General features: G+C 39.8%; 20 protein-coding genes. 10 read left to right on the plus strand and 10 right to left on the minus strand.

Annotated elements, in window-relative coordinates; translation table 11 throughout:
• The 3 genes from PQO01_RS16940 to PQO01_RS16950 all read left to right on the plus strand — a co-directional run bounded on the left by PQO01_RS16940 (position 1) and on the right by PQO01_RS16950 (position 6,043).
• Positions 1 to 1,806, plus strand: a complete 1,806-nt coding sequence (locus PQO01_RS16940; RefSeq protein WP_274315311.1) for a sulfatase — start codon at positions 1 to 3, stop codon at positions 1,804 to 1,806.
• Between the two features lie 108 nt (positions 1,807 to 1,914).
• Positions 1,915 to 4,551, plus strand: a complete 2,637-nt coding sequence (locus PQO01_RS16945) for a PSD1 and planctomycete cytochrome C domain-containing protein (protein WP_274315313.1) — start codon at positions 1,915 to 1,917, stop codon at positions 4,549 to 4,551.
• 10 nt (positions 4,552 to 4,561) lie between these two features.
• Positions 4,562 to 6,043: a DUF1501 domain-containing protein gene (locus tag PQO01_RS16950; protein WP_274315314.1), complete on the plus strand. Its 1,482-nt coding sequence runs from the start codon at positions 4,562 to 4,564 to the stop codon at positions 6,041 to 6,043.
• A gap of 69 nt (positions 6,044 to 6,112) precedes the next feature.
• Here PQO01_RS16950 and lptB read toward each other — a convergent pair whose 3' ends face one another.
• Genes lptB through kdsB form a run of 4 tightly spaced genes read right to left on the minus strand, consistent with a single transcriptional unit; the run spans position 6,113 to position 8,599 of the window.
• Positions 6,113 to 6,838, minus strand: coding sequence for an LPS export ABC transporter ATP-binding protein (lptB, locus tag PQO01_RS16955; protein WP_274315316.1), 726 nt, complete (start codon positions 6,836 to 6,838; stop codon positions 6,113 to 6,115).
• Positions 6,838 to 7,467, minus strand: a complete 630-nt coding sequence (locus PQO01_RS16960; RefSeq protein ID WP_274315318.1) for an LptA/OstA family protein — start codon at positions 7,465 to 7,467, stop codon at positions 6,838 to 6,840. Before PQO01_RS16960 ends, lptB begins: the two co-directional genes overlap by 1 nt.
• Positions 7,464 to 7,865: an LPS export ABC transporter periplasmic protein LptC gene (lptC, locus tag PQO01_RS16965; RefSeq protein ID WP_274315319.1), complete on the minus strand. Its 402-nt coding sequence runs from the start codon at positions 7,863 to 7,865 to the stop codon at positions 7,464 to 7,466. The genes PQO01_RS16960 and lptC overlap by 4 nt, the downstream gene beginning before the upstream one ends.
• Complete coding sequence (gene kdsB, locus PQO01_RS16970; RefSeq protein WP_274315320.1) at positions 7,865 to 8,599, minus strand: 3-deoxy-manno-octulosonate cytidylyltransferase; 735 nt, start codon at positions 8,597 to 8,599, stop codon at positions 7,865 to 7,867. Before kdsB ends, lptC begins: the two co-directional genes overlap by 1 nt.
• Positions 8,600 to 8,726: 127 nt before the next feature.
• Here kdsB and PQO01_RS16975 point away from each other — a divergent pair, with 127 nt between their 5' ends.
• The 3 genes from PQO01_RS16975 to sfsA are packed head-to-tail and all read left to right on the plus strand — an operon-like array spanning position 8,727 to position 10,608.
• Complete coding sequence (locus PQO01_RS16975) at positions 8,727 to 9,251, plus strand: hypothetical protein (RefSeq protein WP_274315322.1); 525 nt, start codon at positions 8,727 to 8,729, stop codon at positions 9,249 to 9,251.
• On the plus strand, positions 9,179 to 9,919 hold the full coding sequence (rsmG, locus tag PQO01_RS16980; protein WP_274315324.1) for a 16S rRNA (guanine(527)-N(7))-methyltransferase RsmG: 741 nt from the start codon (positions 9,179 to 9,181) through the stop codon (positions 9,917 to 9,919). The genes PQO01_RS16975 and rsmG overlap by 73 nt, the downstream gene beginning before the upstream one ends.
• Positions 9,916 to 10,608: a DNA/RNA nuclease SfsA gene (gene sfsA / locus PQO01_RS16985; protein ID WP_274315326.1), complete on the plus strand. Its 693-nt coding sequence runs from the start codon at positions 9,916 to 9,918 to the stop codon at positions 10,606 to 10,608. The genes rsmG and sfsA overlap by 4 nt, the downstream gene beginning before the upstream one ends.
• A 3-nt stretch (positions 10,609 to 10,611) precedes the next feature.
• On the opposite strand, the gene PQO01_RS16990 is transcribed toward sfsA, so the two are convergent.
• Positions 10,612 to 13,956, minus strand: a complete 3,345-nt coding sequence (locus tag PQO01_RS16990) for a DUF1588 domain-containing protein (RefSeq protein ID WP_274315328.1) — start codon at positions 13,954 to 13,956, stop codon at positions 10,612 to 10,614.
• Position 13,957: 1 nt separating this feature from the next.
• On the minus strand, positions 13,958 to 15,166 hold the full coding sequence (locus tag PQO01_RS16995; protein ID WP_274315330.1) for a DUF1552 domain-containing protein: 1,209 nt from the start codon (positions 15,164 to 15,166) through the stop codon (positions 13,958 to 13,960).
• A 396-nt stretch (positions 15,167 to 15,562) separates the two neighbouring features.
• Here PQO01_RS16995 and PQO01_RS17000 point away from each other — a divergent pair, with 396 nt between their 5' ends.
• The 4 genes from PQO01_RS17000 (at position 15,563) to PQO01_RS17015 (ending at position 19,729) form a co-directional block, all read left to right on the plus strand.
• Positions 15,563 to 16,576 carry an inositol monophosphatase family protein gene (locus tag PQO01_RS17000; protein ID WP_274315332.1) on the plus strand — a complete coding sequence of 338 codons (1,014 nt, stop codon included), beginning with the start codon at positions 15,563 to 15,565 and terminating at the stop codon, positions 16,574 to 16,576.
• 118 nt (positions 16,577 to 16,694) lie between these two features.
• A complete protein-coding gene (locus tag PQO01_RS17005) occupies positions 16,695 to 18,212 on the plus strand; it encodes a sulfatase (RefSeq protein ID WP_274315334.1) in 1,518 nt (505 codons plus the stop codon).
• Between the two features lie 81 nt (positions 18,213 to 18,293).
• Complete coding sequence (locus PQO01_RS17010) at positions 18,294 to 18,950, plus strand: type II secretion system protein (protein ID WP_274315335.1); 657 nt, start codon at positions 18,294 to 18,296, stop codon at positions 18,948 to 18,950.
• A 134-nt stretch (positions 18,951 to 19,084) separates the two neighbouring features.
• The gene (locus PQO01_RS17015; protein ID WP_274315337.1) at positions 19,085 to 19,729 is read left to right on the plus strand and encodes a prepilin-type N-terminal cleavage/methylation domain-containing protein; all 645 of its coding nucleotides are present in this window, start codon (positions 19,085 to 19,087) and stop codon (positions 19,727 to 19,729) included.
• Here the strand turns inward: PQO01_RS17015 and PQO01_RS17020 are convergent.
• Genes PQO01_RS17020 through PQO01_RS17035 form a run of 4 tightly spaced genes read right to left on the minus strand, consistent with a single transcriptional unit; the run spans position 19,726 to position 26,725 of the window.
• Complete coding sequence (locus PQO01_RS17020) at positions 19,726 to 21,969, minus strand: efflux RND transporter permease subunit (RefSeq protein WP_274315339.1); 2,244 nt, start codon at positions 21,967 to 21,969, stop codon at positions 19,726 to 19,728. The genes PQO01_RS17015 and PQO01_RS17020 overlap by 4 nt on opposite strands.
• Positions 21,970 to 21,972: 3 nt before the next feature.
• The gene (locus tag PQO01_RS17025; protein WP_274315340.1) at positions 21,973 to 22,806 is read right to left on the minus strand and encodes a CvfB family protein; all 834 of its coding nucleotides are present in this window, start codon (positions 22,804 to 22,806) and stop codon (positions 21,973 to 21,975) included.
• A 58-nt stretch (positions 22,807 to 22,864) separates the two neighbouring features.
• Positions 22,865 to 25,177: a RecQ family ATP-dependent DNA helicase gene (locus PQO01_RS17030; RefSeq protein ID WP_274315342.1), complete on the minus strand. Its 2,313-nt coding sequence runs from the start codon at positions 25,175 to 25,177 to the stop codon at positions 22,865 to 22,867.
• A 3-nt stretch (positions 25,178 to 25,180) separates the two neighbouring features.
• Positions 25,181 to 26,725: a sigma 54-interacting transcriptional regulator gene (locus tag PQO01_RS17035; protein ID WP_274315343.1), complete on the minus strand. Its 1,545-nt coding sequence runs from the start codon at positions 26,723 to 26,725 to the stop codon at positions 25,181 to 25,183.
• Between the last annotated feature and the right edge of the window lie 198 nt (positions 26,726 to 26,923).

A 26,923-nucleotide genomic window follows, 5' to 3' on the forward strand; every position in this document is an offset into this window, starting at 1 on the left:
ATGAAAATATTTATCTTTCTATCTTTTATAATTCTAAATACTTTTGCTGCAAATAATAGACCAAACTTACTCTTCATTATTGTCGATGACCTTAATGACCTTCCCATTGGAAGTCCATTAGGTAATGTTATAAAAACACCCCATATCGATCGTTTAGACAAGAGAGGCGTCAGCTTTACTAATGCACACACTAATGACCCCATTTGTGCCCCTTCGCGAGCGAGTATGCTTTACGGTTTATATCCCCAAACGAGTGGTATGTTTTGGTTTGAAAAAATTAAAGATCGCAAAGTCCTACGGGAAAGTATTGATTTCCCTAATCATTTAAAAAATAATAATTATAAACTCTTTGGGACTGGTAAAATTTACCATGGAGGAATGCCAAAAAAGACTTTTGATTCCTATGGCATTCGCACAAATTTTGGTCCACATCCCATTAATGGCGATGCTTATATGGGACATCACTCCGATCAAGACTACCTCTTTAAAAAGTTTCCGGAACTTGGCTATAAATGGGAGCAAACCTTCGGGCCCCTTGAACAAGCTCCCGATTGGTCTCATTTAGCAAATGGTAAAAAAGGTTGGTTCCTAGGCAAGACGCCTTGGTCAATGAATGATGGCCATAATCGCGACCTACTGCCTGATGAAATTTCAGCCGATTACTGTAAGAAAATCCTGAATCAAAAACACGATAAAAACTTTGCTTTATTCGCAGGTTTAGTTCGCACTCACACCCCACTCTATGCTCCCCAAGAATATTTTGATCGCTTTCCTCTTGATTCCATTGTCGTTCCAAACAATCTAAATATAAGTGATTTTGCGCCCTCTATTGCTAACAAAAGTCGCTATGGCTTCCAACGTTACGAATTTCTTATGCAAGAAAAAGATCTTCTAAAAAAATGGATTCAAGCTTACCTCGCTTGTGTCTCCTTTGTTGATGACCAAGTTGGCAGCATTTTAGATGCACTAGAGGAATCAGATTATGCGAATAATACCATGATTATTTTCACTTCTGATCATGGATTCCATATGGGGGACAAGCAATTCCTTTATAAGCAAAGTTTATGGGATGGTGCTACTCGGGTACCCTTTATTATCAGTGCCCCAGGAATGACTACTGATCAAGAATGTTCTAAGCCTGTCTCTCATATTGACATCTACCCTACAATTATTGATATCTTAAAACTCAAGAAAGAACCTAATCATGGTAAAAGTAATACACCTCTCGATGGACATAGCCTAAAGACACTTTTACAAGATCCAAAAGGAGAATGGAAAGGCCCTAAGGTAGCTATTACTGCTTTACCGGGTAAAGACCATAGTATGAACAGAGTTTTTGAAGGAGCCATGCGTCCACATTTCTCTGTACGATCAGAGGATTTTCGCTATACTTTGAGTTCTGCTGGAGAAGAAGAACTTTTCCACTACCCTAAAGATCCCCTAGAGACCAAAAATTTAGCTGACAAAGCCGAATATAAAGACATAAAATCTACTTTAAAAAAAGAACTCCTTCAACTTCGAGATGGAAATGCTTGGCAGGCTTTTCCAAATTCATTGAATGCTAAGGATTTTGAACTAGAAGTCACATCGAAACAGAGTCAGTTCCCCATTCATATCTCTCCAAAGCTTGCTATTGCTAATGGACTTGAAGGAAGCCCTAATACTTGGCGCATTCGTCTCCAAGGTAAACGCCTAGAGATCTGGTTAAATAATAAGCTTCTCAAAGATGAATTAGTAAAACATGATTCTGAGTACGAAATCCAAGCTGAAAGCAACGTTTTACAAGGTCGTTTTAGACTACTGTAGAAATCATTTTTTTAGGATCTTGATTTTATTTTAAAAATTAAGAAGAAATTTGTCACTTCCACAAGTTCACTTTGGTTTCCTTAGCAAAGACAATTTACTGGAGTAACAATGAAAATCATCCCCTACTTTTTACTTATGGCGAGCTCGAGTTTTGCCGCCGTTGATTTTGATACACAAATCAAACCCATCTTTGATAAACACTGCATCAAATGTCATGGTCCTGAGAAACAGAAATCAGATTTACGCCTCGATAGCCGCGAAAGTATCCTCAAAGGTGGTGACCTTGGTGAGCCAGGTGCACACCCCGGTCATCCAGAGAAATCAACCATCATTGAATTTATATCTTTAGATCCAGATGACGATGAAATCATGCCTCCAAAAGGCGACCCCTTAACCGCCGAGCAAATTGCACTCATTTCCACTTGGATTAAAGAAGGGGCATTAATGCCCGAAAAAAAGATTGCTAAAAAAGAAAAACTTTGGTCATTACAGCAAGTCAAAAAGACTTCCATCCCTCCTGGTGAAAGCAATCCAGTTGACGCTTTCCTTGCCGCTAAACTCAAAGAAAAAAACCTTCAGTTTTCCCAACAAGCAGATCCCGTGATACTGTTACGTCGACTCCACACTGTTCTCATAGGCATTTTGCCAAGTCCGCAAGAAAAAGATACTTTCCTAGCTCAATGGGTTCAAGACTCCAACAAAGCATACGAAAACAAAGTAGAAGAGCTACTTGCTTCACCTCATTTTGGTGAAAGATGGGCTCAGCATTGGTTAGATGCTATACGTTGGGCGGAAACATCAGGCTCTGAATCGAACCTTTACCGCAATAGGTCTTGGGAATATCGCGACTATGTCGTGCGTTCATTTAATGAGGATAAGCCCTACAAAGATTTTATCGTCGATCAAATTGCTGGCGACAAAACAGGCTATCCAAGAGCAACTGGTTTTATGGTAGCGGGACCACACGTCCCTCCTGCAACAGTTGGTCAACAAGAATCTGCGATTGCCGAAGCTCGCTACGATCGTTTAGATCAAACACTACAAACGGTGGGTGCCTCAATGATGGGCATGACCTTGGGATGCGCACGTTGTCACACACACAAATTTGACCCCATAAAAATAGGTGATTATTATGCAATCCTCGCAAATTTCCAAGACTTAGAGTATGGCATACGCAAACCTGAATTGCCCGGGCACACTAATCCCGCCAAAGCTGAAGCTAAATACTTAAAATTAATTCGCGAACACCGCAAAACTCTTTCCCTTGATTCATGGAAAGAAATGTGGAATGACCGATACGAAGCACATATTCCACGAAACAATGTCACTGCCTTGCGTATTACAGCTCTAAACGGCGACATGGCCTTTGACGAAATGGAAGTTTTTGATCAAAACTACAAGAACCATATGCCCCAGGCTAAGCTCAGCACTAACTTAGAGAGTGATAAAAACAATGTTGAATTATTACGCGATGGAGAAATAGGTTATTTCTTTGCCTTCAAGGGTAAAAATAAAGGTGAAACTCCTGAGCTTCTTATTGAGTTTAATAAGGCTATAAAGCTGCAGTCGATCTCTTTTAGTAAAGATCGAAAAGCTAAATTAAATACTAGTTACTTGACTCCCGAAAAGTGGATGACTGAATTAGCGAAATATAAAATTGAGTACAAAACAAATGATGGAAAATGGCATCTCGCTATAAAAAATACTCAAACTGAAAAAGATGTGGAGGAACTCAACGAACTCATCGCCAAACAACTCAAGTATGGTATTCAGTACGAGTTCTTAGGACGCTTTATCGACCCCGTCGTAACTCATGTACTAAAGCGCGGCAGTCCAAATACTCCTGGTGCAGAAGTCGCCCCTAATGGCCTTGCAGAAATCACACCTACACTCAATATGACGAGCCAAACACCTGGCCCCGAAAGAAGACTGACATTCGCTAAATGGTTAGCAAACAAAGATAACCCACTGACTGCTCGCGTCATGGTTAATCGTCTTTGGTACCACACTTTCGGTAACGGTATTGTTTCTACGCTCTCTGATTTTGGTAATGCTGGTACTAAACCTTCTCACCCTGAGCTCTTAGATTTCCTTGCTAATGAATTTGTCGGAAATAATTGGTCTACTAAACAAATGCTTCGAACTTTTGTTTTATCACGAGCATTTAAACAAGACAACAAACCCAAAGTCGATGCGCTACGACTCGATGCAGGCAATCGTTTACTCTGGCGCTTTGCGCCAAAGAGAGCTGATGCCGAAGTGATTCGAGATTCAATCTTGAAGCTCTCAGGTAAACTCAATAACAAAATTGGTGGCCCCTCTTATCGCATTCACAATGTGAAAAGACGCTATGGCATGTGGAAAGTTGAAGATAATTATAGTGAAAAAACTTGGCGCCGTATGTTATATCAAGAACGTATGCGAGGTGTTGATGATCGCATGTTCACTGCATTTGATTTCCCTGACTGTGGTCAAGTTGTTTCCAAGCGCCCACAATCAACAACACCATTACAAGCACTCAACCTCATGAATAGTCAATTTATGATCAATCAGTGTAATCTAATTGCGGATCAAGCTCAATCTAAAGATATTGATGAATCAATAAGAACTGTCTTCATGTTGATTTACAACCGTCAACCCGCGGAAATTGAACTCGCCATGAGTCGTAAAATATTAAAAACAGAAAAGCTCAATATCTTGGTTAGAGCTCTTCTCAATAGTAACGAATTTATTTTCATTCAATAGAGGTAGATCAATGAATCCATTAAATATTAGCTCACAAGGACGCAATCTCCTAAATCGTCGTAATTTCCTTAAAAGTACTGGTGGCGCTCTAGGTTCACTTGGCTTAATGTCTCTACTAGGGCAGGATCAGTTGCTCGCAGCAGGTTCTGGCAAAAGTCCCATTCGTCCAAAAATTGACACTGCAAACCCCTACGCACCTAGACCAGGACATTTCCCCGCAAAAGCTAAACAGGTTCTAGTAGTTTATTGTCCCGGCGGCGTCAGTCATGTCGATACTTTTGACTACAAACCCGACCTTTGGAAATTTCATGGCCAAAAGCCACCAGGAATCCCCGCAGTAACCTTCGAAGGTCCTACAGGTGACATTGCCAAACCATTTTGGGATTTTAAGCCCCGTGGTAAAAGTGGTAAAATGGTTTCTGATTTAGTCCCGCATTTAGGTGAGCTCTCAGATGACCTTTGTTTTTTCCATTCCATGAAAACCAGTACAAGTGCCCACCCTCAGGGCGAGAATTTCTTTAATACTGGCTTCACAGTCGAAGGTCACCCCTCTCGTGGCGCTTGGGTTTCTTATGCACTGGGTACAGAAAATCAAAACTTACCTGCTTTTGTTGCCATCAACGATCCTCGTGGTAAACCTCGCTCAGCAAAAAACAATTGGGGTTCAGGCTTCTTACCTGCAGCTTATCAAGGGACTGATTTTAGTGCATCTGCTCTTCCCGCAAATCTAAACCTCCCAAAATCCATTACCAAAGGATCGGAAAAAAACACCAACGATCTCCTAAAGTTTTTAAACGAAAAACACATGGAGCAATTCCCTAATGACTCTAACCTAGCTGCTCGTGTAGCGACTTATGAATTAGCTGGGCGCATGCAAATGTCGATTCCAGAAGTTTCTAATATCGACGCCGAGCCAGATTATATTTTGGAACAATATGGAGCTAATAGCTCTAATAAAACGAAGAACGAATATGCTCGCAACTGTATTTTAGCTCGTCGTTTACTTGAACAAGGTGTACGCGTTGTTGAACTATATAATGGTGCCAACACGCCAAATGGTATTAATAACTGGGACTCGCATTCAAACATCAAAAAAACTCACCAAGCCCAAGCAGATATCATGGACCAGCCTACAGCTGCTTTGATTAAGGATATGAAAGATCGTGGCATGCTCGATGATGTACTCGTCGTTTGGTGCACTGAATTTGGTCGTATGCCTTTTCTTCAGGCCAATGGTTCCGGACGTGATCATAATCCAAGTGCTTTTACGTGCTTTATGGCGGGTGCAGGCGTAAAAAAAGGCTACAGTCATGGTTCCAGTGACAACTGGGGCTTCAAAGGTGCTGACAAGCCCGTTGACGTCTATGATTTTAACGCCACCATTCTTCATTTAATGGGACTCGACCATGAACGCCTATCCTATTATCACAATGGTATTGAAGCACGATTGACCAATGTGCATGGTTACGTTGTTAAAGACATCTTAGCCTAGTCACAAAAAAGCCGCTTAAATGATTAAGCGGCTTCTAATACCTATTGAGTATTTAATAGAAATTCGAGATTAAATTTCGAATTCAGAACCCAAGTAGATTTCACGAGCATTCTTATCGTTCACCAAGAAATCACTTGTGCCTTCACACAGAAGCTCCCCCTTGTTCATGATGTAGCCATAATCTACAATAGAAAGCATGTCACGAACTGAGTGGTCCGTAATAAGAATCGAGATACCGCGATCTTTAAGGCGGCGAATAATTTTTTGTACTTCACTAACAGCAATCGGATCGACCCCTGCAAAAGGTTCGTCCAACATCAAGAAGCTCGGGTTAGTTACGAGTGCACGAGCAATTTCCAAACGACGGCGTTCTCCACCAGACAGGGTTACTGCCGCTTGATCTGCCACTTTTTCGAGGCCAAGTTCATCAATTAAATTATGCATGCGTTTAAGGCGTTCAGCCTTATCTAATTTGAGCATTTCCAGGATTGCCATGATATTATCTTTCACGGTCAAACGTCTAAAAACTGACGGCTCTTGCGCTAGGTAACCCATGCCCATACGAGCACGTTTGTACATGGGAAGTTTGGTCACGTTCTCGCCATTAAAAAGCACTTTGCCTTCTTCTGGACGAACGAGTCCCACAACCATGTAAAAAGAAGTCGTTTTGCCGGCGCCATTAGGACCAAGTAAACCAACGATCTGACCCTTTTCAACGTTAAAGGAAACCCCTTTAACCACACGTTTCTTTTTATATTCTTTAACGAGCCCTTCGGCTTTAATAATGTATTCCACTACTTCGCCTTCTCTAAGCTAGCGTCACTCTCGATAGTAACAGGACCAGATTCAATTGTTTCAGTTTCGCGGTGAATAATGAAATGATCTGATTTCATTTTTTGGCCATCCTCACCGATCAAAACTGGATTGCCCGTTAGGGTAATCGTTTGGTCAGTCAGTAAGTAAACGGCCTTGTCAGAAGTTGCCGTATTGGGAGATTGACGAATTTTTACATTGTCGATTGCAACAATTTTTTCTATCCCACCTTTTTTTGTTTTAGTCGCCTTACTATAAAAAACGTGCATTTCATCACATTCTAAGTAAAAATCACCATCTTCTACAACGACGTTACGCTTAAAAATGGCCAAGCCTTTTTTTCCGTTATAACTCGATGATTCAGATTTAATACGCAAAGGAACCTTTTTCTTCTCTACTTTCTTTTCTTCATCTTTTTTAGCTTCAGTGTCTGATGATTTTTCAGTATCAGCCTTTTCAGTTTTAGTTTCTGAGCTCTCTTCCGTTTCTTTGGCCTTTTCAACTTCCTGCTCTGTAGGCTCAGGCTCACTAGTTTTTAAGGGTTCACCTAAACTCAGTTCTTGCGCTTGAAGCACTAAACCGAAACATAAAATCAATAAAAATTGTTTCATTTCTTTTTCTCTTCTTTACTTACTTTAAAAACTGCTTTCACTTGGCTACGAATACGAATATTCTGCTCATTTACGGCAACGTCGTAACCGACACCATCAATTTTTCCTTCATTGAAAATGATTTTGACTTTTTCTGTGGACTTAATTTTTTGTGTTGATTGATCATAAAAACACATCGGACTTTTCACTAATACTGGAGTCCCTTTCTTCTGGTATATATTTAAGGTGTAATTTATCAGTTTAATATCCTGACCAAAGAGGCGTGCTTCATCAGCAATTAAGTCCATTTTCTTAAAGCCCGTATCATCTATGTCAGAGTAACGCGCATTCTTAATTTTTAACTGCGTTTCTGCATGTGCACAAAATATGATAAACATCAAGACACAAAAAAATCTCATTAGACTTCTTCCTTTAGTAGTTTTTCTACTTTAGCAATATCTTCTGGAGCATCAACCCCCACACTTTCTTGGTCACTTATTGCAACAAGTATTTTCTCACCATGTTCCAAAACACGTAATTGTTCAAGTGATTCAATTTTTTCTAATGTTCCTTGAGGCCAAGTTATGAAGTCAAAAAGTAATTGACGACGATAAGCATAAATCCCCCAGTGAAGGTAAATACTCGCATCTTGATCTGGTGTATTTCGACTGAAAGGAATTGAGCAGCGTGAAAAATAAAGTGCTTGCTGATTCTTATCCAAAACTACTTTAACATTATTCGGATTTGTATATTCTTCACCATCAAAAGACTTCTTTACAGCCACAGTACCCATGTTGACTTCTGGCGAGTTCTTCATACGCTCTACTAATTCATCAATAACCGCTGTTGGTAAAAGAGGTTCATCTCCCTGTAAATTGATGATTAGATCACATTCTATATCTTTTATAGCTTCTGCAATTCTATCTGTCCCCGTGGGATGATCACTACGAGTCATCACCACTTCACCGCCGAATTCTTTGACACAATTAAAAATTTTCTCGTCATCTGTGGCGACTATAACACGATCAAGCTTGGATGCTGCCGCTTTTTCATAAGTCCACTGAATCATTGGGCGCCCTGCAATCAAGGCCAGAGGTTTACCTGGAAAACGTGTACTTCCGAATCGTGCTGGAATTACGGCTACTGTAGTCATTTGCTTCCTCGTTTTGTATCGCACTTGCTATATAAAAGCGTCAATGTATCCTGAATCTCTTATTTTTCACTTGTCTTTTAGACTGATGTGGGCAAATTGTGGCTACTAAATCACCTAGGAAAACTTAATGACTCTGCAAATCACTGCACTACTTATGGCTCTCTGCTTGATTGCACCCGGCATCGTACTTTTTTGTGCTAAAAATGAAAAAACTAAACGCATGCCCCGCGAACGTATTATCGGAAGTGTTTTAACACTCGCATCATTTGCTTGGGCAGGCCTCCAAGGTTATACACTTTTAAAAGAAGATTTCACTTCTATTGCCCGCATCCTTCCCTACGCAGTTCCAGCTTTGGCCATTGCCTCCTGTTTATTCATGGATTACCTCTTTACTCGTGGCCTGGGTTTTGCCTTATGTTTGCTAAGTACGCAATACCTAAACCAACTTTTTGCCGCGGACCCCAGTGCCCGCTTGCTCGCCTCTTTCGCAGGATATGTCGCTATAATTACGGGAATGTTTTTAGTCGGTCATCCATGGATGTTTCGCAAAGCCTTAGAAAAATGCCAAGCTGAAGAAAAATGGCGCAAATTACTGCCATCAGCTTTTGCGCTTACCGCAATTATTCTTGTCATCATACCTCTCAGCGCATGATCAACCTACAAGAAAGCGATGCTCCCTTACAGGAGCTTAAAGTCAAGTTACCCGATGGTTTTTCAGCAAAAGCTGAAGAAATCTACCAAGTTGTCACAGCTATTAATGAGACCCATAACCTCACTAGAATTACTTCTCCCGAAGACTTTAAGATTCGTCATTTAATTGATAGTATCTGTTCCGTCGCCTTCTACCCAGAACTGGCGACAGAGAGTCTCAAAATACTCGACCTCGGTTGTGGCGGCGGTTTCCCTTGTATTCCACTTTCAGCCTATAATCCAAACTTGAATATTACTGGTTTAGATTCTGAAGGAACTAAAGTCAAATGTGTAGCTCAAGCCGCAAGTGAACTCGGACTCGACAATCTAAAAACCATCCATGCTAGAGGCCGCGAACTCGCCATTAAGGAAGAACATAAAGCTCAGTATGATATTGTAACGGCTCGTGCGGTTGCTACTGCTGACAAACTCATTAAAGAATGTCGTCAATTTCTTAAACCAAAAGGTCGCATCCTGCTCTACAAAACTCCTGAGGCAATTAAGAAAGAAGAAAAACTCACTTTACGTGAAGCCAAGAAATATAAATTCGACATAGAACTTAGCCCTATTTTCACTTTACCTAATGATGCTGGCCAACGTCAATTTATTGTTTTTCATTCGCAAAGATGAACTTTGAATCCCCTTTGATTGCGGGAAAACTCATTCGTCGATGGAATCGTTTCCTCTCTGAAATCGAACTCGAAAATGGCGACATTGTTCGTGCTCATTGTGCCAACTCAGGACGAATGACGACTTGTTGCACACCTGGGTCAGATGTCCTGATTAGATTTGTCGATGACCCAAAAAGAAAACTCAAGTACACTTGGGAATACATTCATACGGGGAGTCATTGGGTTTGCATTAACACGAGCCGCGCTAATCAAGTGGTCAAAGAAGCTTTGATAAATCAATCAATCGCTGAGTTTAGCGACTTCCCCAAAGTGCGACCCGAATTTAAAATCGGCCAATCTCGCATCGATTTTTTAGTCGAAAACAAAGATCAAAAATGTTTTATCGAAGTCAAATCCGTCAGTTATATAGAGGGTGAAAAATGCTGTTTCCCCGACGCGGTTACGACCAGAGGACTCAAACATTTAAATGAACTGATGGAGATCAAAAAGCAAGGAGACCGTGCCGCCATGCTCTATCTTGTCATGTCCGATGAACCCCAAAGTTTTAGCCCTGCCGATCACGTTGATCCTGAATACGGCAAAGCTTTGCGAAAAGCGCAAAAAGCAGGTGTAGAAATCTATGTCTACACCTGCATCACTTCAGAACTTGCGATAAAACTTGGAAAAAGTATTCCCTACTCTCTGTAAATTCTAAAGAATGTACTGACGGATAATCGCGGTGTACAAATCACCGACTCTATAGCCCTCATCCTTACACTCAGTAAGTATTGCATCCAACTTGGACTCATCTTGAACACCTGTTTCACGACCGTAGATATAAGCAATCAATTTTTTACTAAAAGCACGTGCAGTTGCAGCTTCATATTTTGACAAATACTGCTTTAATTCCACAAAGCTAGAAATCTTTTGCCCATTGATTTTTACTGGATCATTTACATAGTGATTGTTTTCACCACCAATTGAATCAAAACGATCCATAATTATCGCCAGTGAATCCATACGCTTGTGACAACTATTACACGCAGGGTTTTGTGCATGAACAGCCAAACGCTCTCTGAGAGTTTTTGCATTATGATCCGCCTCAAATTGTTCAACATCTACATCAGGAGGTGTCGGCAAAGGTGAATCTAATATATTTTCAGATATCCAAGCAGCTCTTTTCAAAGGGAGGGGATCCACACCATTTCCTGTCGTTGTCAAAAAGGCTCCCATACTTAAAATACCACCGCGGTTTTCATCACTAATTTTTTTCATGGAGAAATCTGATTCAGACACTACTGGAGGTTTGTCCCGACCACGAAGCTTCGCCCAACCTACGCCATTATAAAAATCTTCTAAATCTGGATTAAGCATGGCGTAATCAGCTAAAACTAAATCTTTAATCGGACGATTATCTTTAAATAATTTTTGAACAAATAACTCTGCCTCAATTCTATAAGCATTCTCAAAGTTCTTGGCATAATATGTACTAAAAGCTTCTTCATCAGGCAAGTTATTTTTGATCTCGCCAAGTTTTAACCACTGATAAGTAAAGGGGGTAATAAAACGGCGGAAATGGTGATGCTTTCTAAGGTGATCACTCAAAAGTTGTGGGTTACGTGTCTTTTTTGCCTGATCGTAAACTTTTACATACTCTTCATTCGGAGGACTTTTCAATAAAGCATATGAACTAAAACGAACTAACTCCTCTTTCGTCTTTGGTGTATTATCGACAACTAAAAACTGCGGTGATAAAAAGAACATCATCATTGCATTTCTATACGCATCCTCATATTCGAGCTTATCGACTTGGAAGTCCTTAAACATATATTGATAGATTATATTATTCTTTAGACCGGCCAATTTGTGCAAAATCTTAAATTTGTCTCCGACTTGAGAAACACCTATATGTTTTTTACGCTGTTCTTCGTCAAATGAAAGTGGGTGCACCTGAACATCATATGGTCCTTCGATACTGACTCGTTTTAAACGCACCATGGGGAAGTCATACTTAATTGTGCGAAAATACTTCTGTCCCATTTCTTCTCTAGCTTTTTGATCGGCCTCTTCACCATATTTATGATAAGCTAAATCCCTTGCTAAACTAGCTTCATTAGGGTAATCCACATCTAAAGTGAAGCCAATAGCCGCACGACGTTTAAGCGTAAACTCAAGAGCATATTCACCTGCTGATGCAACTTCAATTGTTTCTAAATATTGCGTACTTGCATAAGCATCACCCACGCCAGGAGGTGCAATAAAAAACTTAATTGGTAAGCCGTAAGTATTTTCACCAATGCGCTCTTTCCACTCCTTGAAGGTATCAACTAAACTTTCACCATACTTTTTCTCAGTGACTTTTGATAAGTCCATATTCAGCGCTTCACCATGAAATCTCAAAGTATAAGTTCCCGGAGGTAAACTGTTTTTCAACATCAAGGCTTGCACTGCTGTATTTTCGTCAGCTGTGACTTTCCTTGATTGTTTAGCCGTAACTTTCTTTTCATCTAAATGTTTATAAGTCACTAAATCTATTCTATTTTGCCAATTCCAACGCAGATCTAAATAGTTTTTCCCATTAACGGATGTATGGACATTTCTACTGAGGGTCGGTTTCAGATTAAGTTTTTCTACCTGAGGTTTTAAGCCGACAAAACTTTTTAGTACATCATACATAATATGATAATACTGAGCTAAGTAATAAGGACTTAAAACCTTCCTTTGATGGGTATAAAACTCTTTATTTGAATAAGCTGTGTGTAGAGAGTCAAAAGGATTATAACTTCCCATATCAAAGTCAAATAGGTCCACCATGGTATTCTGTATTTCAAATGGTGTAAGTACGCGAGTATTGTTAGTTATCTTAAGTCCTTCATGCAAAAGTTTGATAGAACTTAAGACGAGTTCTTTTTCTTCTTCTTCAAGTTCTTTAGCATCAAGGTCATCTTGCGGAGGCATTTCTCCTTTATTAACACTGCGATAAACTTTTGCCCACGCACGAGTATTTAATGATTTAGAATTCATTAAAGCTACTATGTTGAAGTCACCTTCAATTTCTTTACCTTTTTCACCATGACAAGAAATACACTTATCTTTTAAGATCTGATTAAAGCTGTAATGCTTTAATTCACCCGTAAAAAGGTTTTCAACTACTTCGACAACTTCCTCAGGCTCTTCTTCTATCTTAACTTCCACTTTTGGCTTTGGCTTTGCTTTTGGCTTTGCTTTTGGCTTCGGTTTTGGCTTTGCTTTTGGCTTCGGCCTATTGCGCTCTGCCAGTTCATCACGTTGTTTTTGAACGTACTCCATAATAGGCTTAAAATTGTAGCCTATTGCGCCAATAATGGCGATGAAAATAATTAAGCCAACAGGTATTTTTTTCTTTTGCTGTGCTCGAGGGATTTTAGTTGGTACTTTAAGTTTTTTCTTCCTCGCACCTGCTTTAGAACTTTTTCTTTTTACATCAGTCTTAACTTTACTTTTTGAATTAGATTTATTGACTGACTTATTTTTTGTGGGCTTCGTTTCTAATTTTCTAGCTTCACCGTGGTTCTCTGCTAATGCTTCAGTCCCTAGATCTGATTTTTCAGACATAGGCTTAAGGTCTTCATTTAAGCTTATTTTAACTTCTGATTTTTCTTTTTTAAGCTTATCATCCCAAGGCTTTAAGTTTTGACTAGATTTCACAACTTTTAAACCTTCTAGTTCATTCGCTTCAGAGCTTTTTGAAGCAGGAACTTCCTCTTTTACTTCGGCTACTTTACCACTGTCACAGAGCATGCTTTCAATTTCTTCAACTTCTAAGGGTTCTTTGACAAGCTCGACGACTTCTTCTGCTGAAACCGCATTTTGACTCAGTACACGTTCTTCAATTTGGTTTAATTCATCCAAGACCTGACTCATTAGGCCTGAGGCATTTTCTTCTGATAATTCGCCTTTGGCGACTTTATCTTCTAAAATCTCTAGTTCTGCAAGTTTAAGTCTAAGGAGTTCCTTATCCTCTGCAGTCATTTGAATGAGGTTCTCTTCATTTTGTGCCATATCTTCTTCGCTCATTTTAAGCTCCAAAAAGTTCTGGAATTACAGCAGTATTGCCATTAAAAGTGAGATCTCTAAAACCAGACTGTTTGAGAACACTAGAAAACAATTGCGAACTAGTGATTTTGACGTCTTTCCCTTCAGCACACTGCAAATGATTCTTATGTTTAAAACCACCACCAAATAAGAAGGCTGCTCCATTTTTATTCGTGTGTTTACTGGCATCCGCCATACCACAGTGAAATAGAACGATGGTATCTTCTAATAGGTCACCTTCTTTTAAATCTCTGATAAAAGTTCTTAAACCACCTAATATTTTGTCATCTATAACTTCCAGTTCATATATTCTTTCAGGATAACCACCATGATGACTCAAAGTATGGTAGCCATGAGTGATTCCCGGAAGGTTACGAGTTAAGCCTCCACCAAATTGCAAAACAGCAATCTTAGATTGCTGATGTTTTAGCGCTTCATAAACCAAGCGGTAATTATGATGACAATTGGGTAAAGGAGATTGTTCTGCCGATTCAGAAAATTGTTTTTTAAGATAAGGTTTTTTAACCTTCAACCATTTTTCTCGTTCATTGAGGACTTCAATCTGATAAGCAACTGAAGCTTTCAAGTCTGCATCTTGCGGTCTACCCTTACTGTAGCGACGTAGATTACGCGCTAGAGATTCAAGGATATCTCGTTCTCTTTTTATGTAAGCTTTTTGTTTATTTAAATCAGTTTCCCCAAAAATTTGTTCGTGAAAGGCATTCAAACCTTGAGTCGCGGGCATGGGTTGAGCAAATTGATTCCAAGAGACAAATTTGCCCTTATTGACTTGATGATATAAGAGTTTATTTCGTGTTTCTTGAACTGACCCCATGGCTAGGCGCTGATCTAGACTAATGTACTGACGCTCCGGATAATGACTTCTATCTTTATAAGCTAAACCAGTAAAAGTCCCCTCTTCCACTTCATGACCTCCACCGAGTCCTGGCTGCGAGATTCCCTGTAAAAAGGTCATATCATTTTTAAACTCAGAAAAATATTGGGTCATGTATTTACATGACGCACCACCTTCTCTATGATTTCCTGCATATAAACCTAAATCGAGGCAGACTAAAACTACATTTTTCTTTAATTTAACTCTTGGGCCATAACTCTTAGTGGCTGCCAACATCTGGCTAGGTAACGCCATACCCATGGCTGAAAGTTTAAGTAAATCACGTCTATCAATCATTATCACACCTTATTAATCATCAATCAGCATTACCGTGAAATCGTGTTCCACAGCATCATTTAGTATCTAATGTCTATCTAAGAGAAAAAGTTGACAGCAATATTATTTTTATTGCCAACTTTCTTCTAAATAACACACCGCATGATGAGATATGACTGGGATTTAGAATTTTTATGAGTTTTTTTTCTACTCATAAAAAAAACTAAATAAACTTTAGCTGAGATTTTTAATTTCTTATATCAAGAGTTCATAACTCATATAAGTCGTCTTTAAAGACAAAATAAGATTTACACTCAAACCTTTGATTCTATACTAGGCTACAGTTCTTGTCATTAGTATATTCTGACCATAGGTCTATCTTTATAAATTAATAAGTAAATTACCTATAGACTACACATGAACTGGCCCGAAATTAACAAATTTTTACTTCAACTTGGAGAAGCGATTGCCATCCATGCACACACAAAAATATGCACCACTAATTCACAGCACCTCAGTCGTGTCCACACGGTTTCAAATAGTGATACTATTTACCAAATTGATCATTATGCAGAACAAGTAATTGTCGAGTTTTTGGAAGAACATGCCGAACGATTTGGTGGGATAGTTTTAATTGCTGAGGGTATTGGGACCGATGAAATTAGTTCATATCCCAATAAGCGCAGTCATCAAGATTGCGCACTTCGCATCATTATGGATCCCATCGATGGAACGCGCGGCCTCATGTATGATAAACGTTCTGCTTTCTTCCTTGCCGGTGCCGCAAAAAACCTAGGCCCACAGACTTGCTTAGGAGATATCAAAACTGCAGTCATGGTGGAAATCCCCACGAGCAAAATGATTTATGCCGATAGTTTAAGTGCCATCAAAAGTGAAGGTATTTGCGCTTATCGCAAAAATTTATTAAGCAATGAAAAAACTCCTTTCACAATTTCTCCTTCCACTGAAAATCACCTGCGGGGTGGTTTTGCGCAAATCGCAAGATTTTTTTCACCTGGTCGAACTGAACTCGCCCAAATTGAAGAGGAACTGATCTCAGGCCTATATCCAGATGCAAAAGATGGCGAGATCCTCAACTTCGAAGATCAGTATATCTCAACGGGAGGTCAACTCTACGAAATACTCATGGGAAAAGATCGCTTCATTGCAGATGTCCGCCCTGCGCTTTACAAGAGTATGAAACATTTAAGAAAAGGACATATTTGTCATCCCTATGATATGGCGGCGCTATTAATTGCCGAAGAAGCTGGAATCATCATTACTGATATTGATGAGAATCCCTTAAATGCCCCTATGGATACCCATTCTCCTGTCAATTGGATTGCTTACGCCAACAAGGCTATTCACCAAGAAGTATCTCCTCTCTTCCATGAAATCTTAAAGTCTCATGGTTTAATTAAATTAAATTAAATTAAATTAAATTAAATTAAATTAAATTAGCTAAAACACGAATTAAATCCTTTCAAGTGTAAAGATTTTCATTTTCAGTCTAGTATATAATTTATAAAAAAAATATCGGAGTCCCATTTTGAAACAACTTAGCTTTATTACTCTTTCCATTCTTTCTTTATTTTGCCATGCTGTGGATAGGCCCAACGTCATTATTTTCCTCGTCGATGACATGGGGATGATGGACACATCGGTCCCCTTTATTACTGACTCACAGGGAACACCACAAATCCAAGAACTCAACAAGTTTTTTCGAACCCCCGCAATGGAAAAATTAGCTAGTCAGGGAATCCGCTTTAATCAATTTTGCGCTCAAAGTGTTTGCTCACCTAGTCGCGCATCAATCATAAGTGGACAAAATGCCACTCGCCATCATACAACTACCTGGATTAATCCCTCACGCAATAACCGCGGAAACTTTGGTCCCCAAGGCTGGAATTGGACTGGTATCGAACCTGGCTCTCCCGTTTTACCAAAAGTATTTGCAGATGCGGGCTACACAACTATCCATATTGGCAAAGCGCATTTTGGCAATAAACAAGCAGCAGCCAACGATCCACTCAAGATTGGTTTCCAATACAATGTCGGAGGTGCTTGCTGGGGGCGTCCAAAAAGCTATTACTCAGAAGATCACTACGGTAATCACCCAAAATATAAAAATGGCAAAAAACCTGTAACTCATAATGTGCCTCACTTAGAAAAATATTATGACTCTGGAACTTTTTTAACTGAAGCACTCACGCTTGAAACACTTCCCTTAATTGAAAAATCAGTACAGGATAAAAAACCCTTTTTCCTCCACATGTCTCACTACGCTCTCCACAGTCCTTTCAATTCAGACCCTCGCTATGCTGAAAATTATAAGAATAGTGGAAAAGCTAAAAATGCTCAAGCTTTTGCAACTCTCGTGGAAGGCATGGATAAATCCCTCGGCGATGTCATGACAAAACTTAATGATTTAAACATTGCGGAAGATACTCTGATCATTTTCTTAGGAGATAATGGTTCCGATGCTCCCCTTGGCGGTACGCATGAAACCATTTGTGCAGCCCCCCTTAAAGGAAAGAAAGGCACACACTATGAAGGAGGCATGCGCATCCCATTTATAGCGGCTTGGGCAAAAGTAAACCCTGAGAACAAATTCCAAAAATCTTTACCCATTGCGCAAAACGCCATCCAAACACAAATAGCAACTATTATGGATATCTACCCCACTGTTCTCGAACTTGCGAATATCACAAGTCCAGACAGCCATATCGTCGATGGCAAATCTCTCAAAAAACTCATGACCGGTCAAAAAGACTCAGCTCACCCAAAAACTTTCCTCATGCATTTCCCTCACGAACACCGCAGTAGTTATTACACGACTTATCGCACGCAAGATTGGAAAATCATCTATCATTACAATCCCAAAAACGGCAAAGCTAATATTGAGCTTTATCATTTGAAAGAGGATCCTTACGAGACCAATAACCTCGCCCAAAAGAACCCTGAAAAAGCTGGTGCTTTAATCAAAGCGATGAATGCTCAACTCAAAGCAGAAGGTGCTTTATTCCCCACAGATAAAAATGGCAAGGAACTTAAGCCCATTCTTTAAAAAGTATTTTTTTTTAATATTCTTGTCACCTCTACTTATCTGCACCTGTTTATAATATATTAAGTAAAACAGGTGCAGATAATGAAAAAAAAATTTTCTCTCATAGAGCTACTCGTTGTTGTTGCCATTATAGGTATACTTGCTAGCATGCTACTCCCAGCACTAGGGCAAGCACGAAAAGCGGCTCAAGCAGCTTCATGTAAAAATAATATTAAACAAATTACTTTAGCTATTTTCAGCTACAGTATGGACAACGAAAGTTATGCCCCAACTGACAATAAGTCGAATTCAGCGTCAAACTTACAATGGCATCGAACACTATCGGAAAAAAATTATGTAGAGTTTAACACGGATATTGAAAACCCTGTTTATCATTGCCCTAATGGTCTTTCAATTTCCGAAAACTGGCACAATAACTATGCCATGAATTTCCGTCTTGTCCGAGGAGACAATCTTGGATCTTATGACCCATCACCTTTAAGCTACAATTACCTGTCTAGTCTTGAAAGTAGCCATGCCTCAGTCACTATGTTACTTCTCGATGGTTACAACAACAACCGCATACTTCAAAGTTCTGAAATAAACTCTAATAATATTTTCACTCTCGCTTCAGACTCAAAGATTGCCCGTCATAAAGATAAGCTCAACATCTCCTATCTCGATGGTCATATTGAGTCAATTGCCGGGTCAACTTTACTTCCAGAAACAAATTACCGAAGTGATTTCTGGACGCCTTAATTCCGTCTTAAATTCTAATAAACAAAAAGCTTTATTTTCCATTTAATAAATTATTCATCATTATAATTTTATTTGTCACTATTCTTGGGCACTCCTGTTTTCTTGAATATGTTTAATGATAGCCAGGAATATTAATGAAAAAGAAATTCACTCTCATAGAGCTATTAGTCGTCATTGCCATCATAGGCATTTTGGCTAGCCTACTTCTACCTGCCTTAGGGAAAGCTCGAAAAAAGGCTCAATCGACCGTATGTAAAAACAACCTTAAGCAAATTAGTATGGCTTCATTGACTTATGCCCATGACAACGACTACCTTGCTCCGGCTGACCTCGATTCCGGCTTATCAAGCACTCAATGGCCTGTTACACTATCAAACCTTAATTATCTACCCTATAACCCTCAAAATAGCAACACCTCTTATCACTGCCCCCAAGGAACTCCATTCACAAACGTATGGGAAAGTAACTACGCTTTAAACTTTCGTTTTGGTCGTTATACGGATGATGGTACTGACACACCGTGGAATTCACATGACGACCTATTCACTATTCAAAGTAATCATGCCTCATCTACCTTATTCCTCATTGATAGTGCCAATACACAGCGGTGGATATGGAGTAATTTGAACGCCAATACACTATATAATTTGGGTACAGGAAGTGTAGCTAGACATAACAACTCGGCCAATTTAGCATACTTAGATGGACACGTCAGTAGTTTATCGGGCACCGCAATACTATCTCGAAATGGCTTCGAAAATGAGTTTTGGATGCCCTAAAGTTTTTCTTTCAAACTCAATAATGCAGGTAAGAACAAACAACTCGCAACAAGCCCACACAGCAAGGTCAAGGCCCCACTTAAACCAAATTCGCGCATCGGTGGGTAAGGAGAAAAACAAAACAAAGCAAAGCACACACTCAAGATTAATGAGGTACAAATCATCGGCTTCAATTTTGTTTGAAAGCAATTGGCTAAAGATGATTGCGCTGAATGCCCCTGCTCAATTGAATGGCGATAATAAGATAAAAAATGAATCGCATCATCAACGACAATGCCCAAGAGGATTGTGCCACTCATCACCGTAATAGAATTAAGCTTAATATCGGCGATATACATAACTAAAATCAAGCTACACAGCGCACTCGCTGCAGTCAAAAAAGCGTAAACTGCGTACTTGCCACTGCGCCATAAGACAAGTAAAAGCACCAGCATACTCAATAAACTCAGCATTAAACTATCGAGCTGCGTCTCCAAAATTTCTTGATCTGATTTCAAAATAGATTGTAAGCCATTAGGAACAACAATCTCTAAGCCATCAGGCAAATTCTGTTTAGATATTTTGATAAACTCCTCAGCAATTTGAATAAATTCATGTGATCTCACATCATCAGTTCTCAAAATAAATAAACTCTCTGTCAGTTCATCATTTTGTAAAACATCTCTAAAGGGAAAGCGCTGACTATTGAGAATTAAGTTGTAGGTAAATAATGCCTCCTCGGGCGGAAACACGTTTCCGTGAGATAAACTATCTCCTAAAAATAGCTGATGAATTGTCGTATAAAACTGCGAGTAAGTATAGGCATTGCGAACCCCCGGCATCTTCATCGCGCGATTTCTTAAATCATGTAGGTATTTCACATTCTCATACTTTTGAATCCCCCCTTTATTCTTACTCACCACTTTCAGCTGAAAAATATTTAAGCCTCCAAAATGATCGTTCACTAGCTCCAAGGATTCTCGCGTTTCACTTTTAGGGGTTAAAAACTCACGCGCTCGCATATCCGTCTCTAAATCTGAAAAGAGAAAGAAACTAATCGTAAACAAAAGCGTTGCTCCCAAGTATAAAAAATACTTTCCTTTGATGATCGGCTTAGATAAAAAATGATGTGAGCTCTCTTTATCCTGCCAATCTGAATGCTCATCTTCATCACTTTTTTCATTGCGTGATACAAAATAAAAAGGAGCAAAACTCAAAACAAATACGAGCAACAAGTACTGCAGCCCCAACTGCCCCAAAACTTTTAAAACTTGTACTTCACTCAATAATAAACTTCCGAAGGCAATGAACGAAGTGAGCAAAGCAATGCAAGACGGCCTAAAAACTCGACTCAAGGCATAGGTCCATGGTCTTTTTGATTTCTTTTGCACCTGCTGATAAACCGCAAAAAAATGCACTAAAAATGTGAGCTGTAAGGAAAGAACTAGGGGGATGAGTATGCAAGTATAAACATTCAGATCGCAGTTATTTAAATAAAAAATCACCGGACAAATCATCGCTCCAAGTAACTCCAGAGCAAGCATCCACGCCAATATTTTTAATGACTTAAAACTCAGGAGAATAATGATAAAGATCAGTACTAAGCCTGCCAATAAAGTGTGACTGACAAAATCCTTGGTTAGATTAAAAAATTCTGCACTGAGTATCGGCTCACTAAGAAAAGATATGGCAATGCCTTGATCTTCAAATTCTTTGACATTTGATTGTAACTCATCCCACAAAAGCTTTTTGTCTTGGAGTTTCATCTCACTATTTTTAAGACGAGCTAAAACCATGGTGTATTGCCCATCGGCAGATATCATCAAATCGCGCGTCATGGGATAATGACAAATAAAATCTTTGAGTTCGGCCCATTGCTCGGGAGTTTTTTTCTCTAAATTCAGAAATACTTCCAGGCGGATATTTTTGCGAATATCAAAATGACTGCCTCGTTTAACGGGCCGAGCTGCATGAGTTAAACTGCGAATATCCACGAGTTCGGGCATATTCTTCAGCTTCTCACTTATCGCATAAAGTTTGCGTACCCCTGCATCAGAAAAGAGGTCATCAATCTTACATATGGCTAAAACAACTGTGCGCTCTTTAAAGGCCTCATCCATCTTTTCATAAGTCGCACGACTACGATGGTCTGTCCCCATAATGGCATTGACAGAGGTATCTAAACTAAGTTTTTGTAAGGAAAACCATGAACTTGCGACTATCGCAATCAGGGATATCAATATTGCAAAACGAAGCTTCATTTTTTAATTGAGTTTTGTACCGCCATCAACAAAATCAATCAACTTCTTTTTGTATAAAGCCCCCAAAGCTTTTTTAAACACTTTGCGACTCACGCCAAAAGTTTCCTGAACCATTTCAGCTGAAGATTTCGAATCCAAAGCCATAAACGAGTCATTATTTTTGAGCTGATTGATGATGAAAGATTCTAAATCATCTTGGACTGCATAATGAGGTGGAAATAAGGTAACATCCAGTTTCCCATCATTGCGTATTCCCTTAATGAAAACGTTGAGCACGTCTCCCTTTTCGGGTTGCTCCGTAAAATCACTATTAAAGATCATGGCATGATATTTATGGTCAACAACCATGCGCCAGCCCAATTCATGCTCTTCGTAAACAATTCCCTTGAAAGCTTCTCCAACTTCTAGTTGACTCACGTCATTTTTCAGTTGATTACGCACTTTACCTGTGCCAATCACACGCTGACTCACATCATCATATTTTAAGTAAACAAAAGCTTTTTGACCAAGGTTAAACTTATAAGGCTGGTGAGCAAAGGGAACAAAAAGATCTTTACTTAGTCCCCAATCCAAAAAGGCTCCAAAATCATTAACGTCTTTGACTTCCAGAAAAGCACATTCGCCAATGCGCGCCAAGGGCTTTTCAGTGGTCGCAATTATTCTATCTTCAGAATCAGTATACACAAAGACTTCTATCTCGTCACCCAATTTTAAATCTTTCGGAAAATAGCGTTTTGGAAGCAGGACTTCGCCTACTGTTTCAATGTTACCCAAGTAGGCTCCAAAGTCCACAAAGCGTGCCACGGGCAAAGTATTGTAGTCACCAATTTTAATCATATGTATTTACTCATTTTAATTTGTGCGCTAATCTAGTGCTCGAGGTGACTTAACAAAATCATTTCCCAGCAATAAGCTCTAAAAAGTCTTTTCCATAACGAGCCGCACGGTAATCACCCACACCCTTAATTTTTCTAAAAGCATCCAAATCTTTGGGCTTTTCATCTTCCAAGGCTTTTAGTGCCGCATTGCTCAAAACTAACCAAGGTTCCACATCATCGCGCTTGGCAAGCTGATTGCGTAATTGACGCATTTCCTCATACAGATCACCACCCTCCACTTTCTTTTTGCGCTGAAGTGCCGCTGTGGCACGAGAGGGTTCACGTTTAATTCTTTGCTTTTTACCGGGAACCATAAGCTCAAGTGCTTTAGGCCTTTCGATAAACTCATGCCCCATGGTCGTCACTTTGAGAACGGGGTACTTGTCTTTAGTTCTTTTCACTAAGCCCTTGCCTTCCAAGCTCTGTAAAAGTTCACGGACATGAGATTGATCAAGCATATCTAGGCAACCATAATGATCGGAATCTTTAAGTCGGCTCCCCAGTATAGAGGCATCGCGACTCCCCGTTACCAACATCGCAATCTTAGATAAGCCCAAGTAACCACTAAAGTTATCGACGGCTTCCATCAAACGCAAAGTTTGACGTGTTTCGACTTCAGTTAAGCGGCGGTACTCACCTCCCGTTCCCGAAGATGGTTGACAACGATCACAAGTCCCACAACGCCATGTCGAATCATCTGCACCAAAATATTTGATCAAGTAATCCTGGCGGCAATCACGAGTGTGAACATAGGAAATCATTTCGTCTAAGCGTTCAATTTCCGACTCACGTCTCTTGCGTAAACCAGTGAAATCAATCTCTAGTTCTTCTTGTGATAAAACTTCAAAACTTCTACCAGAAAAAGGTGGTTCCCAATGAATTTGCTCGCCTTTCAAGGCATTAACCACACGCTTAACTTGTTCCGGTTTTAAACCGGTGATCGAGCACATTTGATAATAGGAAATATCGATCATCGCGCCATTCATAATCGTTTCACCATAGCGTTCTATAAAGCGGTGAATAAAGATAGCGCGCTGTGTTTTTGCCGTTGGAAAGTCAGCCAAAAGCTCTTCTCGACTCTTAGCAAAGCCCATCTTACCCGTATTTTCTTGGCGAAAGCCACGGCGAATATAATTACTTTTCTCGAGTTCTTTCATAACGCCAGAAAGTTGTTGGTCGCCTTTTGCTTTGGGAATAGCCTCAGCTAATTCACTCAGGGTCATCTCGAAATAGTTTTCTCCCGTATCACGGCACATCTTGCGCAGCGTATCCCAAGTACTTTTTATAATGGATTCATCGGGATTATTGAGGTCAATTAAAAATTCATGTGTGTAGCGATCGGCAAAAGAAAAAAGTAAAACACAAGTCGATTGTTCACCATCGCGACCTGCACGTCCAACTTCTTGGTAATAAGCTTCAATAGCTCCTGGGAAATTATAGTGAATAACCTGACGAATATCTGCACGGTCAATGCCCATACCAAAAGCATTAGTCGCGGCTAAAACGGGATTGGGGTCATATAAAAAGTAATCTTGCGCATCATTTCGATCTTTATCACTCATCCCACCATGATAACCACGTACCGATAAACCATCCATCACTTCTTCTACAGCTTTGCGAGTCGCGCAATAGATAATCGTGGGTTTGCGTTCCTCCATGTGCTCGCGGATCTTTTCTAATTTCTGATCTTTCTTTGAACAATCTTCTATACTCAAGCTCAAATTCGGACGAGCAAAACCGGTGACGACCACATCCATTTGCGGGCGTCGCAATTGTGTCTTTATATCATCTCTAACTCGCGGAGTTGCCGTCGCCGTAAAGGCGCAAATTTGTTTAATACCCAGTTTTTCAGCGGCTTCACCTAAACGTGTATAATCGGGACGAAAATCGTGCCCCCATTGCGAGATACAGTGAGCTTCATCGACGACTAGACTTACGGGAGGATAATCTCTAATCAAGTCGCGAAAAGCTTGCGAACGCATTCTTTCGGGCGCTACATAAAGTAATTTGATCATCCCCTGTTGAGCTTGCATCAAAATGGCATTTTGCATGCTTTGGCTTTGGGTACTATTGATGTACTCGGCAACAATACCCTTATTTTTCAGCGCATCCACTTGGTCTTTCATCAAAGCAATCAAGGGAGAAATCACCACCGTATAACCGGGTCTAACTAAGGCCGGCAACTGATAACAAAGGGATTTACCCGCACCAGTAGGCATGACAACACAAATGTCATCCCCCTGATAAACTCTTTCTATTACCTGATCTTGACCTTCCAGGAAGGTATCAAAGGAGAAGAACTTTTTTAGTCCCTCACGCAGTTCCTTCATTGATTAGAAACGGTTACTCGAAGACTTCTTAAAGTCTTTGAGATTAATATTGAGCTTATTGAACTTATAATTAAGGACGCGAGGTGTCGTATTTAAGGCACGCGCTGCAGCGGCCGCATTACCACGATGACGCTTTAGGGCTTCGACTAAAAGCTCTCTTTCATAAGTCTCTAATGAGGCCTGTAAATCCGTCACCGTATTATTATCGGGATCATCTTCATTTAAACCAGCCGCTTGAAGTGAGGGTGGTAAATTATAACCGTGAATTACGTCATCATCTGTACTAAGCACTGCACGTTCAATACAGTTCTTTAATTCGAGAACGTTACCAGGCCAGTGGTAGGCCATGATCATATTGATTGCCGGTGTTGAAATACGAACAACTTTTTTACCGTAGGAACGGTTAAATTCGTCTAAAAAGTAATCGGCTAAAAGGGTGATATCGGATTTGCGGTCACGAAGTGGTGGAACCACGAGTGTATTCACGCTCAAACGGTAGTAAAAGCTCTCAGAAATCTCTTCGCTTTCAATAGCTTCATCCACATCTTTATAAGTACCAACGATTAAACGAACATTGGAATTCAAAGTCTCGGTGCCACCTACTCTCTTAAAAGTCTGATTTTGTAAGTAGTCCTCTAACTGATGCTGGATTTCCATTGACGTATCAGTGAGCTCATCAATATAAAGTGTTCCACCATGAGCTTTCTCAAGCATACCAGCTTTAATCAAGCGACCATCACGTTCAACACCAAAGAGTTCTTTTTCAACCATATTGATCGGTAGACCACTACAGTTTAAGGAAAGGAAGGTGCTCATCTTGCGGATACCGCTAAAGTGAATCGCACGCGAAGTCAACTCTTTACCAACACCACTTTCACCCATGATCAAAATTGATCCGTGGTTATTTCCCATGAGGTTGATATTTTCAAAAACTTTCTGCATAACGCGTGAGTTACCAACCATATTACTAGGATTATAACGGTTGCCCAATTCTTTTTGTAAGCGGCTATTTTCTGTCTTCAGAGTATTTTTTTCTTCTATGCCTTCACGGATCTGGAAAATGGCATCAGCAAGTAAGTTCGCAATAATCTCTAAAAGTTGCTTTTTACGCTCCCAGTCAATATCCGGAGTCGCTTCTAAATCCACAGAAATCGTGCCAATTAATTCATCATTGCGCATTACGGGAACACAGACAAAACCGATATCATTGCGTTTTCTCGCACGCGTTCTATCTAAAAAGCTTTCTTCTTCAGCAATATTTGGTATGACAATTGCTTGACGATTAAGACCCACTAAACCCGTCACACCCTCACCCAAGGAATATCGGCCACGAGCTTTCTCTTGGGCGCTTAAGCCTTTTGAAGCCTCAATAATCAGTGCATTTTCATTAACGTGAAATAAAGTCAAAGTGGCACGTTCTGTTTCCATCTCAGTTTCTAGGATATCTAAAACCTCGTTGAGTAGAGTATTGACATTCTTGTGCCTCAATAAAGACTGAGAAATCTTGTAAATGATCAAAAGATCGTTGGAAAACTTAGAACTTGCCATTTTGGCCCCCAAAAATAAAAAAGATTACAAAAATTGTATAAAATTATCATAAACTATACACTAGTCGTATTTTTTCTAGTTGTATCCTAAGCAGAAAAACGGAAAAAAATGTAATTTTTACAATTTCAAAATAATTTACTTAAAAAATCACAATTTTAGTGTTGCAGTAAATATTTTCTGAATTAACATAAGGCACTT

Origin of the sequence: Lentisphaera marina (assembly GCF_028745505.1) — a bacterium.
Classification (GTDB): Bacteria; Verrucomicrobiota; Lentisphaeria; order Lentisphaerales; family Lentisphaeraceae; genus Lentisphaera; species Lentisphaera marina.

Bases quoted from the DNA above. Each gene is read 5' to 3' on its own strand.
- PQO01_RS16975 (WP_274315322.1), top strand. From the start codon at position 8,727: ATGACTCTGCAAATCACTGCACTACTTATGGCTCTCTGCTTGATTGCA.
- lptC (WP_274315319.1), bottom strand. From the start codon at position 7,865: ATGAGATTTTTTTGTGTCTTGATGTTTATCATATTTTGTGCACATGCA.
- PQO01_RS16945 (WP_274315313.1), top strand. From the start codon at position 1,915: ATGAAAATCATCCCCTACTTTTTACTTATGGCGAGCTCGAGTTTTGCC.
- PQO01_RS17030 (WP_274315342.1), bottom strand. From the start codon at position 25,177: ATGAAGGAACTGCGTGAGGGACTAAAAAAGTTCTTCTCCTTTGATACC.
- sfsA (WP_274315326.1), top strand. From the start codon at position 9,916: ATGAACTTTGAATCCCCTTTGATTGCGGGAAAACTCATTCGTCGATGG.
- rsmG (WP_274315324.1), top strand. From the start codon at position 9,179: ATGGCGCAAATTACTGCCATCAGCTTTTGCGCTTACCGCAATTATTCT.
- PQO01_RS16940 (WP_274315311.1), top strand. From the start codon at position 1: ATGAAAATATTTATCTTTCTATCTTTTATAATTCTAAATACTTTTGCT.
- PQO01_RS17035 (WP_274315343.1), bottom strand. From the start codon at position 26,725: ATGGCAAGTTCTAAGTTTTCCAACGATCTTTTGATCATTTACAAGATT.
- PQO01_RS16990 (WP_274315328.1), bottom strand. From the start codon at position 13,956: ATGAGCGAAGAAGATATGGCACAAAATGAAGAGAACCTCATTCAAATG.
- PQO01_RS17015 (WP_274315337.1), top strand. From the start codon at position 19,085: ATGAAAAAGAAATTCACTCTCATAGAGCTATTAGTCGTCATTGCCATC.
- PQO01_RS17025 (WP_274315340.1), bottom strand. From the start codon at position 22,806: ATGATTAAAATTGGTGACTACAATACTTTGCCCGTGGCACGCTTTGTG.
- PQO01_RS17010 (WP_274315335.1), top strand. From the start codon at position 18,294: ATGAAAAAAAAATTTTCTCTCATAGAGCTACTCGTTGTTGTTGCCATT.
- PQO01_RS16960 (WP_274315318.1), bottom strand. From the start codon at position 7,467: ATGAAACAATTTTTATTGATTTTATGTTTCGGTTTAGTGCTTCAAGCG.
- kdsB (WP_274315320.1), bottom strand. From the start codon at position 8,599: ATGACTACAGTAGCCGTAATTCCAGCACGATTCGGAAGTACACGTTTT.
- PQO01_RS16995 (WP_274315330.1), bottom strand. From the start codon at position 15,166: ATGATTGATAGACGTGATTTACTTAAACTTTCAGCCATGGGTATGGCG.
- PQO01_RS17000 (WP_274315332.1), top strand. From the start codon at position 15,563: ATGAACTGGCCCGAAATTAACAAATTTTTACTTCAACTTGGAGAAGCG.
- PQO01_RS17020 (WP_274315339.1), bottom strand. From the start codon at position 21,969: ATGAAGCTTCGTTTTGCAATATTGATATCCCTGATTGCGATAGTCGCA.
- PQO01_RS16950 (WP_274315314.1), top strand. From the start codon at position 4,562: ATGAATCCATTAAATATTAGCTCACAAGGACGCAATCTCCTAAATCGT.